The following is a 16,097-nucleotide window of genomic DNA, read 5'->3' as shown; positions in this document are numbered from 1 at the left end:
AGGAATCAACCCATGCCCCACACAGGTAACAGAATTCAGACGTACAAAGAATTTTGGTTTTTTTATCTGCAGGAGCACGCCCACCCGACCAACCGTAAACTTCACTACATCGGCACAACTTTAGTTATCCTTTTTGCGGTCGCTGCATTATTCAGCCAGAATTACCAGCTGTTCTGGCTGTGCCCGCTTGCAGGTTATGCCTTTGCCTGGATCGGCCACTTTAAAGTTGAACACAACCGTCCGGCGACCTTTAAGTACCCGCTCTGGAGTTTAATCTCTGATTTTAAAATGTATTTTTATTTTCTGACGGGAAAACTCGATAAAGACATCGAAAAATCCCGCACCTATTCGTTCTAAGATTTTTTATCAAAAAAAGCATTTACCGCAGCTTCGTGATCGGGAGTTCGCTGGGCGATCCCCTGAAACGCCGCCAGTAAATCCAGATTAACCTGCAGATCGTGCAGGTACGCAGCCTTTAGCGATTTTTTGGCCATCTGTAGTGCGACCGCTGGCAAAGCCGCGATTTTTGCCGCCAACAGGGCGGTTTCTTTTTCCAGTTCTGCGGTTTCGACGAAATAATTCATCAATCCGAAATCAAATGCTTTTTTGCCGCTGATAATCTCTGCGGTCATGGTCATCTGCATCGCTTTGGCAAAGCCAACGATACGGGTTAAGAAAAAAGTACCGCCATCACCAGGAACCAACCCAAGTTTGGCAAAAGTTTCGCCGAACTTGGACTCTTCACAGCCAATACGCAGATCGCACATCATCGCCAGATCACATCCGGCACCGATGGCGGCACCATTGACCATAGCAATAATCGGCTTAGACAGATCTTCCATGCACTTCGGGATTTTCTGAATCCCCTGCATATAGCGCATACGAAGCTCATTACTGTCACCCTGAAACATGCCGGCTTTATCTTTCATCGCCTGGACATCACCGCCGGCCGAAAAAGCTTTACCTGCACCGCGGATTACGATCACCTTAACATCAGGATTCATCTCAGCCTTAAAAAGAGTAGTCGTTAATGAGTCGATCATTTCATAGCTGATGGCATTCATTTTTTCAGAGTGATCCAGGGTGATCCAGAGCTGGTTCTGGTTCTTAATCTCAGTCATCAGATGCGGTAATTTCTGTGTCATAGCTTTTTACCTCTAAGTTTAAATCAATGAAAACGACAGATAAAACAGGCCTTCTGCTTTCGGCACATTTATCTCATCTTTTACTTTATCATAGGTCTCAGAATAGCGGGCGTCATTATTAGAAAGCGATTTGGCAAATTCTAAATTATTCAGCGCCTGAGTGCGATCCCCTTTGTTCCAGCCAGCCCAGGCTAAGTAGTAATATCTTAAGGCCTGAAGCTTGCCGTCTTCTTTGACGTTGGGAAACACCTGTAACAATTTTTTTTCACCATCTGCTGAGTGAATTAATGCGTACATATACATCTCGCGCATTTCAAGATCACGCGGGTTTAAGCCGTAGGCTCTGACCACATATTTAAATAGCGGCCCGCCTTCGGCATACATTTGCGGCCTTTGCCCGAAACCCAGTGCTTTAATATAAACTTTTAAAGCGTCAAAATCATTCGGGTACGATTCAATCAAGGTTTTGGTCATCGCCAGCAATAAATTCGGATTTTTAACATGTTTTAATAATTGGGCCTGGATTTTTTTCTGCAAAACTTCCTGCGGCAGACTTTTTACATCCAGCGAATCTGGAAACCGGTAATCTGTAACATACGTCTGATACACTTTTAAAAAGGCCTGACACATCACTTCGCGAACCTGGTCACCGGTAAGACCGGTTGCCGCACTTTCACCTAAACAGCGCTGCAGGATACTTTGATCAACCGACTCGTTGACCATAAAACATTTAACATCATAACGTTGCGGGTTGGCTTTTCGCTCCTGAACGATTTCGGCATAGGATTTTTTTGCCAGCAGATCATCGTGCTGGGAGCGGCAAAGGGCACTCTGTAAGTAAATTTCGTGCGCTGACAGCGGCTGTGAAACCACGGCCTGTTCTGTCGCACTGACAGTCGTCGTGGTAGCTGCGACTTCGCCGGCATCCAAGGCCGGCGCCTGTTCAGATTGTAATTGGGCTTTTAGGGTTTCAGCCGATGGCTTAAATTCATCTTTGGCCGTAATAACGCCAGAGAAATTATTGGAAATACCGTACCAAAGAACTACAACGGCAATAACCGCGACAGCAAAAAAAATGTTTCTTGCCGCCTCTTTCAAATCAATTCTTTCCTGTCGAACCAAATCCGCCGGCACCACGGGCTGTATCTGATAATTCTTCAACAACCTGAAAGCTTGCCTGGATAATCGGGCAAATCACAAACTGCGCACAGCGCTCTTGATCGTTAATTGTGATCGGTTCCTGACCAAGGTTAATTAAAATCACTTTTACTTCACCACGGTAATCGGCATCAATCGTACCCGGAGTATTTAAAACCGATAAACCTTGTTTTGCCGCCAATCCACTGCGTGGGCGGCATTGAATCTCATAGCCGACCGGAATTTCAAACGTCAATCCCGTCGGAACCATTGCACGCTCCATCGGCCTTAACGTGATCGGTTTCTCTAACTGCGCACGCACATCAAAGCCGCTGGCACCATGTGACTGGTACGCCGGTAATTCACCTTTAAAGTGTGGCCATTTTTTAATTTTAACTTGCATCATAATTGTCTCCATCACGGCGAAGTCCAGCTTCGCCTCTCTGCACATCCGCGCACCTACCGGCGCGAGAAGTCGATATCCATAACCCATGGTTTCATTTTTGAAACGTGCGGGCCCATTAAGATAATAGCCATTTTTTCCAGATCAAAATGATCTTTCAGATAAGCTCTTATTGATTTTTCATCCACGGCTTCAACTTCTTGAATAACACTTTCTACCGAACGGTAGTCTTCAAAAATCATTTCGTTCACACCCAGTGAAGTCATGCGGTTTTCAATATCGTCAGAGCCCATTAATAACTGGCCGCGAACCTGGGTTTTAAACAAATCCAAATCGGATTTTTTAATACCCTCTTTTTTAATTTTTAATAATTCATCTTTAATTATGGTAATAACTTTTTTAACTTTTTTCGGATCAGTACCGGCATAAATCGTGATATTGCCTGAATCAACCTGCGTATTTAAAGAAGAAAACACACTGTAGGCCAGGCCCTGCTTTTCACGCACGGCCTGATACAGCTTTGACGTCATACCGCCGCCCAGTAACGAGTTTACGATAAACGCCTCAAAGCGGTATTTGTCGTGAAAACTGGTCGCAGGCAGCCCCATAAGTATATGAACCTGTTCAGAATCATCATCATAGAATTTACGAGCGGCCTTCCAGCGTGGAGCCCGGCGAGTATCCGGCACGGTAAATTTCTTGCGTGAGCGGAACATCTTCTGGGCTTCAATCACCAAAGCATCGTGCTCTAACGGACCAGCAGCTGAAACAATTAAATTACTGCCTTGGTAGAATTTATTGTAAAAATCATAAAGACTTTTCTGCGTAAGTTTAGATAACGTTTCTGCCTTACCTAAAATCTGGCGGCCGAGCGGATGATTGGCATAACTGTGTTCAAATAAATAATCGTAAATGATTTCTTCCGGAGAATCGTCACTCATCTGGATTTCTTGCAAAATGACTTTTTTCTCAAGCTCAAAATCCTTTTTCGAGATTTTCATATTGCATACAAGATCTGATAAAACCTCTAAACCGGTTTTCCAGTCCTCTTTTAATACTGTACAGTGATAGGTGGTGTGTTCACGAGTGGTGTAAGCATTTAAATCACCACCTAAAGATTCTAAGGATTTTGCAATCTGGTAGGCCGTGCGCTTTTTTGTGCCCTTAAAGACCATATGCTCAACAAAATGCGACATCCCGATTTGTTCAGGATCTTCATCACGCGTGCCAGTTAAAACCCACACGCCTATCGCCACAGACTTAGAGTGCGGATGATATTCACTCACCACACGCACTCCGTTAGATAATATAGATTTTTTAAAGTGAGACGACATTATCTCTTAAATTAAAATCTACTGTAATAAAGCTTTGCGAGATAATTTAATACGTCCTGAACGATCTACTTCAAGCACTTTTACATCAACCATGTCGCCCTCTTTAACGACATCAGTTACTTGTCTTACGCGCTCATTTGCCAGCTCAGAAATATGTAATAAACCTTGTGTATTAGGTAAGATCTCAACGAAAGCACCGAATTCAGCCACTTTCATAACTTTACCTGTATAGGTTTTACCTACTTCAGCCTCTGCACAGATTGCTTCGATCATGGCAATAGCTTTTTTAGTAGCCTGTGGGTCAGCCGAAGCGATGTTGATTGTACCGTCATCTTGGATTTCGATCTTAACACCTGTCGCTTCAGTGATGCCGCGGATAACTTTACCACCAGATCCGATAACTTCGCGGATTTTGTCTGGTTTGATTTTGATAGTTTCAATACGCGGAGCAAATTCAGAGATTTGGCCACGAGGAACTTTCATCACTTTTTCCATCTCGTTTAAGATGTGTAGACGGCCATCTTTCGCCTGGTTTAAAGCTGTTTCCATAACCGCAAATGAAACCGAATCGATTTTGATATCCATCTGTAAAGCCGTGATACCTGTAGCAGAACCCGCAACTTTAAAATCCATATCACCTAAGTGATCTTCATCACCTAAGATATCAGATAATACTGCAACGCGATCGCCTTCTTTAATTAAGCCCATCGCAATACCTGCAACGTTGGCTTTAATTTTAACACCGGCATCAAGTAACGCTAAAGTGCCGGCACAAACAGAACCCATCGAGCTTGAACCGTTAGATTCTAAAACTTCAGATACAATACGGATTGTGTATGGGAACTGAACGTGATCAGGAGTAACCGCTTTAATCGCACGCTCTGCTAAGTTACCGTGACCGATCTCACGACGGCCCTGACCACCAAAACGGCCTACCTCACCTACTGAGTATGGAGGGAAATTGTAGTGTAAGTTAAATTTACGTTTAACTGTGCCGTTTAATGTTTCTACGGTTTGTTCGTCATCAGCTGTACCAAGCGTAACCGTACCTAAACACTGAGTCTCTCCACGTTGGAATAAACCAGAACCGTGGGCGCGAGGTAATAAACCAACCTCACAAGCGATCGGGCGAACTGTTTTTAAATCACGACCATCAATACGAGCGCCATCTAAGATCTGGGCGCGGGCGATTTTGTATTTGATATCTTCGATGATAACGCCAACTTCTTTTTTACGTTGAGCCTGAAGTTTTTCATCGGTGATTGGTTTTACCAAAGCAGTGATAGCGGCTTCTTTAGCAGCATCAAATCCAGCATAGCGGTCTTGCTTAATTTTTTGCGATAAAGCTTTAGTGATAAGCGGAGTAATTAAGTTCTCAGCCTGAGTTCTGAAATCTGCATCGATCACGGCCGGAGTAAACGCACGTTTAGCTACGCTTCCGGTTTTTTCACGCAGCTCTTCTTGCATTTGTAATAATGGCATTAAAGATTGGTGACCAAATTTTAAAGCCGCTAAGGCATCTGCTTCAGAGATAAATTTCGCTTCACCTTCCACCATCAGGATACCGTTTTTAGTACCAGATACGATGATATCCATATCAGACATAGCTAATTGCTCTGGCGTCGGGTTGGCAATAAATTGACCGTTTACGCGACCAACTTGGCAAGCCGCCGTCGGGCCGTTGAACGGAATATTTGAAATATGTAACGCCGCTGAGGCACCTAATGAACTTAACACATCCATTGGGAATGAACCGTCAGCTGAAAGGATAGTGGCAACAACCTGCGTGTCGTTTAAGTAACCTTCTGGAAATAACGGACGGATCGGACGATCGATAATACGTGCGCTTAAGACTGAGTCTGTTGATGGTTTACCTTCACGTTTAAAGTAACCGCCCGGGATTTTACCGATCGCGTAGTATTTTTCGATAAATTCAACTGTTAACGGGAAAAAGCTTTGATCTGGTTTTGCTTCTTTAGCTGATACCGCAGTAACTAAAACCATGTTGTTGCCGCAAGTAACTAAAACTGAACCATCAGTTTGTTTAGCTAAGCGACCGGTTTCGATTGTGATTTGTTTGCCTGCGATTGAGGTAGTAACTGTGTTGACCATGTTCTTTATTCAACGCGCACCTGAGGTGCGACGTTCTCCTTTATTCTTTTTTTGGGAAACGTTTTTACGAAATTTATTAGTCGTTTCCGCTCTATAATTTTTTTCTTCTTTTCGTACTGATATTTAGACACAAAATGACCCATTCGCCAATGACAAAAAAGGCCCTCTTTCTCGAGTGAGCCTTGGCCTTAAACTAAGCACTTTTTTCGGTGTGCGTCAGAGTGCGCTTCTAGCGGGAAGTGCCCTCTTTTGTATTTGAATCTGCATCATTCGTAGGCGAATTTTCACGTAACGGATTTGCCGGCAGATCGGCTTTCGAGAACTTTCTCAAGTTTTTAAGTTTATTTGTGTAACTCGGACAAGCTTTGCGGTTATCCAAATAACGGCCCAGCAACCCGGTAAAGGCATAGCCTGAAACCATATGCGTTCCTGCACCGTAAGCAGCACATAATTGCGATTCCGGATGTGCCTTTTTATTGCTGTTCAGCGACTTTAAAACCATTTCGTTGATCTCTGAATTATTCATTAACGAATTGAGCATGATCTCGGATGTACCCGCCCCGTATATCGGTGTTGTTCCCATGTGCACCTTATGCAGACACCGGTTATCAACCGCTTCACTCACGCCAAAACGCCCAAAACCATTAAAGGCCTGAGCCGTCATGGCCATTTTTTCTTCTGGAGTTCTTAAACCGGCACTGCGCTCTTTGGCGGCCAGATAGCGACTTTGCATGTACTTGTGCGCCAGCATATCTAAAATTCGCGAACGCAGCTCACGGTCCGGATAAATCAATACCTGATCCTTACCGTTTTCATCTTTAAATTTTTCGCGGACAAACCGGGCTGACTTGGTTTTGACGGTCATACAGCATTCATCGTCACCCTTTGCTCCCACCGAATAAAAGGATGCACTCTGACCGGAAACAAATTTATCCAGACAAACCAAATGATTCGTACCGGCTGGGTCATCAATTAACGATTTTATCCGCGGGCTGCGATTTTTGAGGTCAATCAGCCCATTTACTTCATAGCCGGTCACTTCACGGTCACAACCCATCGTATCGCCAACAGCAATCGCATCGAGTGGCACAACTCCGAAATCCGAAGCGTACAACTCAGATGCATTTTGACCATCGACGACGACTTTACCGTCATCAACCGGCGGGTTCTCGGTCATGACTGTGGCTAATGCCAGGTAAGGATCATTGCCGGATTTAATGGCCGAATCAATAACCGCTTGTATGGTTTTACGTGAATAGCGGCTTGATTCTTTACTCTGATAGTAATGCTCATTCGGCGTTGAAAGCGTGAGATGTTTCGGATTACGATTGGCTTTTTTCGAATCATAACAAAGTTGATAGCCACTGGCCTTAAACGCCTTACATTCATCGCTGTTCTGGTTAACCGAGACATATTCAAATTTGGTAAGCTTTTTACCAGCACAGGTGAATTGATATTCAAAAGCAGCGGCATTTGCGCCGGCTAAAAGCAAAAGTATTGAAAATCTATTTAGTTTCATACACTTTTGTTTCTTTGTTGAATGACCACTTCATAACCGAAGATTTGCTACGGCCAGAGCGCGTCTGCGTCCAGATCTCGGGAAGATCAGAACCCTGCACAGCTCTGGTTTCGGTAAAAACACCGTCGATAAACCCGGCAAAATCAAAGCTTCCGCCCGCATTTTTAATAAAAGTGTAGTAACTGCAAAGACCCACACCGCAAGTATCAGACGCGTACAACAGAATCACACCGTTTTTAAATTCGCTGTCTTTTTTCAAGACGATACGTCTGACGGCCTCAGGTTTAACTTTTTCTTTTTGCGCCACATATTCGGATAAAAAAGATTCTTTTAAGGTGGTCTTAGCGTTCTGAGAAAACGCAGAGAAACAGGAAAATAGCACTAAGATAAATGTGATTTTCGCCATGTTTATATTTAACCACTTTTTGTAAAAGTTAGCTAAATGACATCGCGAACACAGGACTTTCGTAAAGCCCGCGCGGTTAAAAACCAAATAAAAAACCCAGACATTTCGGTCTGGGTTTTTTGAAGTTTTGATTTATGTAAATCGTAAAACTATTTACGGATATCTAACGCTTTGATTAGAGCTTCGTAACGTGAAGTGTTTTTAGATTTTAAGTAATCTAATAATTTACGACGAGCATTAACTGCTTGTAATAAACCGCGACGGCCGTGGTTGTCTTTTTTGTGAGTTGTGAAGTGAACAGTCATATCGTTGATACGAGCTGTAAGTAACGCAACTTGAACTTCTGGAGAACCAGTGTCTAATTCAGCTGTTTTGAATTTTTTTAAGATATCTGCTTTTTGTTGTTTAGTAACTGCCATTAAATGCTCCTCGCATGATTGTTTAAACCCTCTCCGAATCCCCGTCATGACTGACTTAGGACCCCGATTTGTGGGAAGCAAATTTTTAGCAATTTCGAGGGGTTATGGCAAGGGATTAATTTCTTGCCGAAAGACAAGAGACTAGTAGCGAAACCCGCGTTTGATCTTAAAACCGACCTCAGGCTCAAGGCCGATAATCGCCAGCACCTGCTTACCGTCACGGGAAGAGGCAAAAACCCATTGATCGCGCTCAGGGTTGAATAAAACGATTAATTTCGATCTGAGGTCATGGCTGATCTGGCCGTTGTTTAATAAGACCTCATCATGGCCATGCACCTTGATATTGCGGACCCCGCTGACAGCTTCATTTATGGGCACAATTGTATGGCTCAGATCCAGAGAGCCGGCATCTTTAGCCGCCATCAAGTGTTCTAACCCGAGCGCCTGACCGATCGAAAAATCATGCGATTTAGTACGGCGTAAGCCTGACATCGTGGCCCCGCAGCCAAGCTGCTCGCCCAAAAGTTTAACCCAGGAACGGATAAAGCTGCCTTTCGAACAATGTAAGTGAAAGCTATAACGGTGTTCTTTTTCCGCTTCTGTATTTTCGATGTAAGTCACATCCCAGAAAGTCATCGCCTTCATCGGGATTTCAACGTCTTCACCTTCACGGGCGTATTCATAGAGCTTTTTACCGTCGATTTTTTTTGCTGAATATAGCGGAATCGGTAACTGCATTTCGCCTAACAGTGATAACGCTTTTGCGACCACATCGTCTTTTTTTACCGTGACCGGATTGGTTTTCTCTACCTGACCGGTGATATCTAACGTGTCGGTCTCGATACCGAGCTGAACCTGAACTTCATAGGCTTTATCACCCTCGGTCACAATCGAAGATAACTTTGTAGCCTCACCTAACAGCACCACCATTAAACCACTGGCTAACGGATCCAGTGTTCCCGAATGCCCAACCTCTTTGGTGCCGGCCAAACGCCGCACCCTTGAGACCACGTCGTGCGAAGTCATACCCGATGGTTTATCAACGAGTAACAGCCCATGCAGACTGGTTCTGGATTTAGGTTGTTTCGGTGTGTTTTGCTGCATTAAGTTTCTTCGTCATCTTCAAAGTCGTCGTCATCATCTAGTGCCGCGCCTTTGCCTGGGTTCTTACTGATTTCAGAAATAATTTTTTCAACCTTCAGGATTTTCTCAGTTGATTCATCAGCGAAGAACGTCAATTTCGGAAGATACTTCATGTTTAATTTATTACCGATTTCATCCTGAATTTCAGGAGCCCAGCTTTGCAGGATATCGACCGCCTGTTTTAAAACTTTTACTTGCGGCGTTGTATTTAACTCTTCTACATTTGTCTGCAAAAGACTGACATAGACACGGGCCTGGCGTAAATCCGCCGGGATTTGCACACGCGCAACCGTGATCAGCCCCGGAAGCTCCCGCTGCAGGCGCTGAATAATAAATGTCGAGATTACAGATTGAACTTCACGTTCAACGCGCGCCACACGGCGCCCGTCACCCATATTTTTCATGTCGAAATTCCTTTCGAAATTAGACCGCTTAACTAATTAAGCGGTGTAAGTTCTCTAGCGATTTCTTCCTTGAGGTAAGCTTCAATAGTGTCGCCAACCTTGATATCGTTGAAATTTTCGATGCCAATACCGCATTCAAAGCCTTCTGAAACTTCTTTAGCATCATCTTTGAAACGTTTTAATGAAGAGACTTTACCTTCGTAAACAATCTTCCCTTCACGCACTAAACGTAACATGTTCGAACGTTGTACTTTTCCTGAAGTTACGAAACAGCCTGCAATAGTTCCGATTTTTGGAACCGTGAAAGTGTTACGCACTTCGGCTGTACCCATAACTTTCTCCACCACTTGCGGCGCAAGTAAACCCTGCATCGCTTTTTTGATGTCATCCATCATTTCGTACACGATTGAGTAGGTTCTGATATCAACACCTAACTGCTTAGCTTTCGCTGAAGCATTTCCATCCGGACGCACGTTAAAACCGATCACAACCCCTTTAGAGGTCTGCGCCAGCATCACATCATTTTCAGTCACACCGCCAACGGCTGCGTGAATAACTTTAGGTTTAACTTCCTGCGAAGTCGCTTTCGCTAACATGCCCTGAATCGCTTCTAACGAACCTTGCACATCAGCTTTTAAAACGATGTTGAAATCTTTAACTTCACCTTGGGTTACTTTAGAGAATAAATCTTCTAATGAAACTTTCTTCTGAACTTCTTTTTCTTTTTGGATCGCGTCTTTACGGATCTGAACAACTTCTTCAGCTGTACGATCATCTTTAACAACGTCGAAACGGTCGCCAGCGCCCGGAACACCTTCAAGGCCTAAAACCTCAACCGGCATACCTGGATTTACGCGTTCAACGCGCTCGCCTTTATCGTTTGTTAACGATTTCACACGGCCTTTCATAGCACCCGCTACGATGTACTGACCAACTTTAACGTGACCATCTTTAACTAGGATTGTTGCAACCGGGCCTTTACCTTTTTCAAGTTTAGCTTCGATGACAAGACCTGTACCCGAACGTTCAGGGTTAGCTTTAAGCTCTGCAACTTCAGCTAATAGTTTAATATTTTCTAATAACGTATCAATACCGGTTTTCTTTAACGCCGACACTTCAACAAAGATCGTGTTACCGCCCCATTCTTCAGGAACGATTTCAAGCTCTGTTAACTGTTGTTTAATACGGTCTGGATTTGCCCCTGGCTTATCCATTTTGTTAACAGCCACGATAATCGGAACCCCTGCCGCTTTGGCATGGTTAATCGCCTCAGCAGTTTGTGGCATCATACCATCATCCGCAGCTACCACGATAATAGCGATATCTGTGGCATTGGCTCCACGCGCACGCATTGCGGTGAACGCCTCATGGCCCGGTGTATCTAAGAATGTAATTAAAGATCCATCCGGCGCCTTAACCGAGTAAGCACCGATATGCTGGGTGATACCGCCGGCCTCGCCACTTGCTACATCCGCAGAACGGATCGCATCAAGCAATGAGGTTTTACCGTGATCGACGTGACCCATTACGGTCACAACCGGTGGACGGATAACTAAATCTGCATCAGTACCACCGAACGCCATTTCAACAACAACATCTTCTGCTGTTTTGAATGTGTTTTCTGCTTCCCATCCGAAATCAGGGACAGTTAATGCTACAGTATCAAAATCTAAATCAGTGTTTACGTTAGCCATAACACCGTTTTTCATTAACACTTTAATGATTTGGGCTGCTTTTAAGCCCATCTCTAAAGCCATATCACCAAGCTTAATTTTACCGTTCACTTTTAAAACACGTTTAGAAGCTTTCGGCGTTGTGATCTGGGTTTTCATGGCGTCACGGTTTAAAACCGCTTGTTTTTTCTTAGGTTGGAAAACCATCTCACGCTTACGGAACTCAACAGCGTTGAAGCTTTGATTTAATTCTTCCTGCTCTTTTTCTTTAGCAGACATTCCGCCCGATTGTGCGAACGTGCGCGCTTTTTTATCGCGGTCGCGGTGATGGGAATCATTAAATGGAATTTGCGAAGGATCTGGAATTGTTTGCTGAGCCACAAATCCAGGACGGATGTTACGTCCGGCACCTGCACCACCCGGGCGAGGTCCAGAGAACCCACCAGTTTGGCCACCAGGGCTGCGTTGGAATCCGCCACCTTGACCAGCTTGACGTGACTGGAAACCGCCGGTGTTTGTCGCACCCGGAGGAGCTTGCACACGGCTTAAATCCATACGGCCAATGATATTTCTTCGAGAAGCAACAGTTGTTGAACTTGCAACACCGCTGTCACCGATCGCGACTTCTTTTTTACGCGCCGGAGCTGCCGCTGCGGCTGCTGCCGCTGCCGGTGCTGTCGGCTGAACAGGGGCTGCTGCCGCCGCTGCCGCAGGAACCGCTTCAGTTTTAGGTTCTACTTTTGTTTCAGCAACAGGTGCTGCTGCAACTGGAGCCGGCGTTTCTTCGACAACGACTTCTGCTGTCTCTTCTGGTTTAGAAATCACGCGTGCTTTGACTTCAGCAACCGGTTCAGCATCTTTCGTTTTACGGCGAATTACACTCGATTTTGGCGCGGCTTCAGGAGCTGGAGCTTCTGCGGCTGCTGCCGATTTCTTTGTTGCGGTTTTTGTAGCTGCCGTTTTCGGAGCAGCGGCTTTTTTCGTCGCTGTCTTTTTCGGTTTTTCTTCAGCTACAGACTCAGCCGGAGCCTCGAGTTTAGCCTTAATAGTGGCTAGCATCTCTGGCTCTAGTTCAGCCATGTGATTTTTAATCGGCAAATGCCATTCTTTGATCTTGTCCATCAAAGCTAGCGGTGTCATACCGATTTCTTTTGCGAATTCAAAAACTTTTGGATTACTCACGCGTTAGTTACCTTTTTCTCTTCGAGCCTTAATTAGTTCTCGTCCGATTTAAGCTTAGATAATTCAGCTTTTAACTGATCTTCTGCTCTTTGTTTTGCAGATGAAGTAGCTTCTTTAGCAGCCTGTGCTTGCGGTGAAGTCGGAACCGATTTGCCTTCCGCTTCGTACTTCGCAATTAATGCAGCCGCATCAGAAATCAACTTCTGTGCCTTTTCTTGATCTTCGTAACCAGGGATAGTCATGATTTCTTCAGCCTTAGCTTTAGCTAATGACTGGAACGAACCAAATCCTGATTGAAGAATATTTTGTGCCATGGTCTCACTCATGCCCGGCATTAACATTAGGTTGAAGATCGACTCCGCCGTTCTAGACTGAATTGCTGTCGAAGATACGATGTCTAATTTCCAACCTGTTAATTTAGCAGCCAGGCGGACATTTTGCCCTTTTTTACCGATGGCTAACGATAATTGCGAATCCGGTACCACGATTTCCATCTCTTTATTTTCTTCATCTAAGTAAACTTTAGAGATTTCTGCCGGTGCTAATGCATTGCAGGCAAAACGGGTAACGTCTTCGTCCCATAATACGATATCGATTTTCTCGCCACGTAACTCCTGAACGATATTTTGTACGCGCGAACCTTTCATACCAACACAAGCGCCCACCGGGTCAACTGAGTTGTCTTTAGAACGAACCGCGATCTTAGCACGCTGTCCCGGTTCACGGGCCGCTGACATAATTTCAACGATATCGTCGTAGATTTCAGGAACTTCCATTTCAAATAATTTAACTAAATAGCGCTCATCGGCACGTGACATGATGATTTGCGGGCCACGTGTAGTTTGACGAACTTCTGATAAATAACCCTGGATACGGTCACCCGGTTTGAAAATTTCGCCAGGGATCTGTTCACGTGGAGGAATGTGCGCTTCAGTGCGGCCTAAATCCACAACGATCGCGCCTTTTTCTACACGGCGTGCAATACCAGAAGCCACTTCACCTTTGCGCTCTTCAAATTCAGAGAAAATGATTTCACGTTCAGCATCGCGAACTTTTTGTAAGATAATTTGTTTTGCAGTTTGCGCTGCAATACGGCCTAAATCGTTTGATTCTAATTTAATGCCGATTGAATCGTCTAACTGCGCACCTGGATCAAGTTTCAAAGCTTCATCAAGAGGGATTTCAACTTCTTCATCGATAAATTTTTCGCGCTCAACAACTTCTTTGAACTCGTAAAGTTCAACTTCACCAGTCTCTTCGTTGTATTGAGCTTCGATTTCACGGTATGTTCCGTATTTCTTTCTAGCAGCAACAAGCATCGCCTGTTTAACGGCTTCAACGATAACATTTTTATCGATACCTTTGTCTTTACCAACCAGGTCGATAACTTTTGATAAATCGTTTAGTAAATTTTCTGCCATTTTACCCTCTTTTCGTTTCTGTTCTAAGAAGAGACCTTCTATTTCTTCTTAGGACCTTTAGTATTCTCTTTAAAATCAAATGTTAACTTCGCCTTATGCACAAGATTCATCGGAACCTTGATCGTCTCTTGGCGAAAATCGAAAACCAATTTGTCGTCTTCAACGCCTTTTAGCACTTCTTCAAACTTCTTCGTTAACTGAATCGCTTTTTCCTGGGCTCCCAAAGAACCTAAATTTTGATCCAGCTGTACATAGATTTTTTTACCTACTACTTTTTCGAAGTGGTTTTTCGTCTTTAAGTGTCTATCAAGACCCGGTGATGAAACCTCTAAACTGTATTCGCCGCCGGGAACAAGATCTTCATTCCCCGCCGCATCTAAAACTTCATTCAAGGCGCGCGCAACATTCGAACAATCTTCGATGCCCACCCCTTGTCCGTTTTCATCTACGGCTTTATCGACAAATATTCTAAGAACACGACCTTTACCTGTGCCGACAACTTCAAGATCGTACAACTCACACCCTTGCGCTGTTGCAATGTCGGTAACTATTTTTTCAATATTTTTAATCCAGGCGTCCAAATAAATTCCTTTAAGCTGTCTTTGATCAACCTTAAGCTGACCTTATTCACCCTTTAAAACTAAAAAAAGACCTCAATGGGTCTTTTCCGTTCCAGCCACACAAAGGCGACTGAGGCAAAAAAAAATTGGGCTAAGGGGCCCAATTCAGTACCCAACTTAACAAATGAGCGTCAGAAAGGCAATCTATATATACTCTACAGGTATTGAAAAGTCAGGGCATCGGCCCGATCGGCATAGTAGCCTTTACGAGTTCCTATTTGTTTAAATCCCATTTTCTGATACAGGGCGATCGCCGAACTGTTTTGCGCATGCACTTCGAGCAGCAGCTCCTTAGACGCCTTGCGACTTTTGTCCTGCAAATCGTGCAAAAGCAAGCTCATAACGCTTTTACGGCGGGCCCACGCCGCAGTCCCTAGCGCCATTATTTCAAAGACGTCGCCATTATCACGAAAAGAGATAAAACCACAGATGCGCCCATGTTCATCCCGACAGATCAAAAACTGCGACAGCAAAAGCTCAATTTCAATGTTTTCCGGGGGCCAATTGAATTGGGCCTTGTTCGCCACGGAAGCATAGATCTCAGAAAACAGCTCGGTGAGTTCTTTATATTCCGAAGGCTGTGCGACTTTTAAAGTCATTGGCTTTCCACCCAAGCGAGTATTTACGCTTTAAAACCACCAGCCAGGCAGTGATCGCCTGTCGGCTTGATAACTGGCGCTCTTTAATCGTTACCAGCTCAGCTACACGAAACAGCTTTTCAATTTCGCTTTTTACGGCCTCAGCTTTTTTTCCGTTTTCAGGAAACCGATAGGTCTGCAAAAAACGTTCAACAACTTCAGGATCTGCCTGAATATCTAATTGTTCGGCCTCTTTCAGCGCCAGACAGCTAAACACATAAAACTCGGCCTTATCCTGAAACGACTTAACCACTGACGGCGCAAAATATCGCTCCAGCGGCTTAATGATCTCTTCAAAGATCTTAAAATCGTAGTTGGTTTTACCCTCGCCGTTTAGATCAAATAACAATTCATCAACGACCACGATCTCTGCGGCCGGCTTTTGTGCAGCCGGGGCAGTTAAAGCAAAAGATAAAACTGAAAATAAAAGAAACCGTAAAAACATACCCTAATGGTAAAAAAAAAGGCCAGCTCTGTAAAGCTGACCTTTCTAGATTCAGGAAGATTGTATTGTGCGGCGTAATCCAGCTACGCCTCTTGC

At 44.3% G+C, this 16,097-nt stretch carries 16 protein-coding genes; 1 reads left to right on the top strand and 15 read right to left on the bottom strand.

Annotation, left to right across the window (positions count from 1 at the left end; genetic code table 11):
* The first annotated feature begins 12 nt into the window (after positions 1-12).
* Entirely contained in the window at positions 13-357 is a 345-nt protein-coding gene (locus AC04MM_RS02595; RefSeq protein WP_475378752.1) for an Mpo1-like protein, read from the top strand.
* On the opposite strand, the gene AC04MM_RS02590 is transcribed toward AC04MM_RS02595, so the two are convergent.
* The 15 genes from AC04MM_RS02590 to AC04MM_RS02520 all read right to left on the bottom strand — a co-directional run bounded on the left by AC04MM_RS02590 (position 354) and on the right by AC04MM_RS02520 (position 16,001).
* Positions 354-1,145 carry an enoyl-CoA hydratase-related protein gene (locus tag AC04MM_RS02590; protein WP_475378751.1) on the bottom strand — a complete coding sequence of 264 codons (792 nt, stop codon included), beginning with the start codon at positions 1,143-1,145 and terminating at the stop codon, positions 354-356. The two genes, AC04MM_RS02595 and AC04MM_RS02590, sit on opposite strands and share 4 nt — an antisense overlap.
* A gap of 18 nt (positions 1,146-1,163) precedes the next feature.
* Positions 1,164-2,243: a hypothetical protein gene (locus AC04MM_RS02585; protein WP_475378750.1), complete on the bottom strand. Its 1,080-nt coding sequence runs from the start codon at positions 2,241-2,243 to the stop codon at positions 1,164-1,166.
* Between the two features lies 1 nt (position 2,244).
* Complete coding sequence (gene dut, locus AC04MM_RS02580) at positions 2,245-2,685, bottom strand: dUTP diphosphatase (RefSeq protein ID WP_475379031.1); 441 nt, start codon at positions 2,683-2,685, stop codon at positions 2,245-2,247.
* Between the two features lie 56 nt (positions 2,686-2,741).
* Positions 2,742-4,019: a M16 family metallopeptidase gene (locus AC04MM_RS02575; protein WP_475378749.1), complete on the bottom strand. Its 1,278-nt coding sequence runs from the start codon at positions 4,017-4,019 to the stop codon at positions 2,742-2,744.
* Between the two features lie 18 nt (positions 4,020-4,037).
* Positions 4,038-6,131, bottom strand: coding sequence for a polyribonucleotide nucleotidyltransferase (gene pnp / locus AC04MM_RS02570; RefSeq protein WP_475378748.1), 2,094 nt, complete (start codon positions 6,129-6,131; stop codon positions 4,038-4,040).
* A 229-nt stretch (positions 6,132-6,360) separates the two neighbouring features.
* Positions 6,361-7,650, bottom strand: a complete 1,290-nt coding sequence (locus tag AC04MM_RS02565; protein ID WP_475378747.1) for a hypothetical protein — start codon at positions 7,648-7,650, stop codon at positions 6,361-6,363.
* Positions 7,637-8,056 (bottom strand): hypothetical protein, encoded by a 420-nt coding sequence (locus AC04MM_RS02560; RefSeq protein ID WP_475378746.1) that lies wholly within the window; start codon positions 8,054-8,056, stop codon positions 7,637-7,639. The genes AC04MM_RS02565 and AC04MM_RS02560 overlap by 14 nt, the downstream gene beginning before the upstream one ends.
* Before the next feature lie 149 nt (positions 8,057-8,205).
* A complete protein-coding gene (gene rpsO / locus AC04MM_RS02555) occupies positions 8,206-8,475 on the bottom strand; it encodes a 30S ribosomal protein S15 (protein ID WP_475378745.1) in 270 nt (89 codons plus the stop codon).
* A 141-nt stretch (positions 8,476-8,616) separates the two neighbouring features.
* Positions 8,617-9,579 (bottom strand): tRNA pseudouridine(55) synthase TruB, encoded by a 963-nt coding sequence (truB, locus tag AC04MM_RS02550; protein WP_475378744.1) that lies wholly within the window; start codon positions 9,577-9,579, stop codon positions 8,617-8,619.
* Positions 9,579-10,022: a 30S ribosome-binding factor RbfA gene (rbfA, locus tag AC04MM_RS02545; RefSeq protein WP_475378743.1), complete on the bottom strand. Its 444-nt coding sequence runs from the start codon at positions 10,020-10,022 to the stop codon at positions 9,579-9,581. Before rbfA ends, truB begins: the two co-directional genes overlap by 1 nt.
* A 32-nt stretch (positions 10,023-10,054) precedes the next feature.
* Positions 10,055-12,877 (bottom strand): translation initiation factor IF-2, encoded by a 2,823-nt coding sequence (infB, locus tag AC04MM_RS02540; RefSeq protein WP_475378742.1) that lies wholly within the window; start codon positions 12,875-12,877, stop codon positions 10,055-10,057.
* Positions 12,878-12,909: 32 nt separating this feature from the next.
* A complete protein-coding gene (nusA, locus tag AC04MM_RS02535; RefSeq protein WP_475378741.1) occupies positions 12,910-14,298 on the bottom strand; it encodes a transcription termination factor NusA in 1,389 nt (462 codons plus the stop codon).
* Positions 14,299-14,336: 38 nt separating this feature from the next.
* On the bottom strand, positions 14,337-14,879 hold the full coding sequence (locus tag AC04MM_RS02530; protein ID WP_475378740.1) for a ribosome maturation factor RimP: 543 nt from the start codon (positions 14,877-14,879) through the stop codon (positions 14,337-14,339).
* 194 nt (positions 14,880-15,073) lie between these two features.
* Entirely contained in the window at positions 15,074-15,517 is a 444-nt protein-coding gene (locus AC04MM_RS02525; RefSeq protein ID WP_475378739.1) for a GNAT family N-acetyltransferase, read from the bottom strand.
* Positions 15,483-16,001 (bottom strand): hypothetical protein, encoded by a 519-nt coding sequence (locus AC04MM_RS02520; RefSeq protein WP_475378738.1) that lies wholly within the window; start codon positions 15,999-16,001, stop codon positions 15,483-15,485. Before AC04MM_RS02520 ends, AC04MM_RS02525 begins: the two co-directional genes overlap by 35 nt.
* Positions 16,002-16,097: the final 96 nt, after the last annotated feature.

The organism is Bdellovibrio sp. SBM16 (assembly GCF_056175625.1).
The sequence above is the reverse complement of the archived record's forward strand: the minus strand, read 5'-3'. Positions and strand labels throughout refer to the sequence as shown.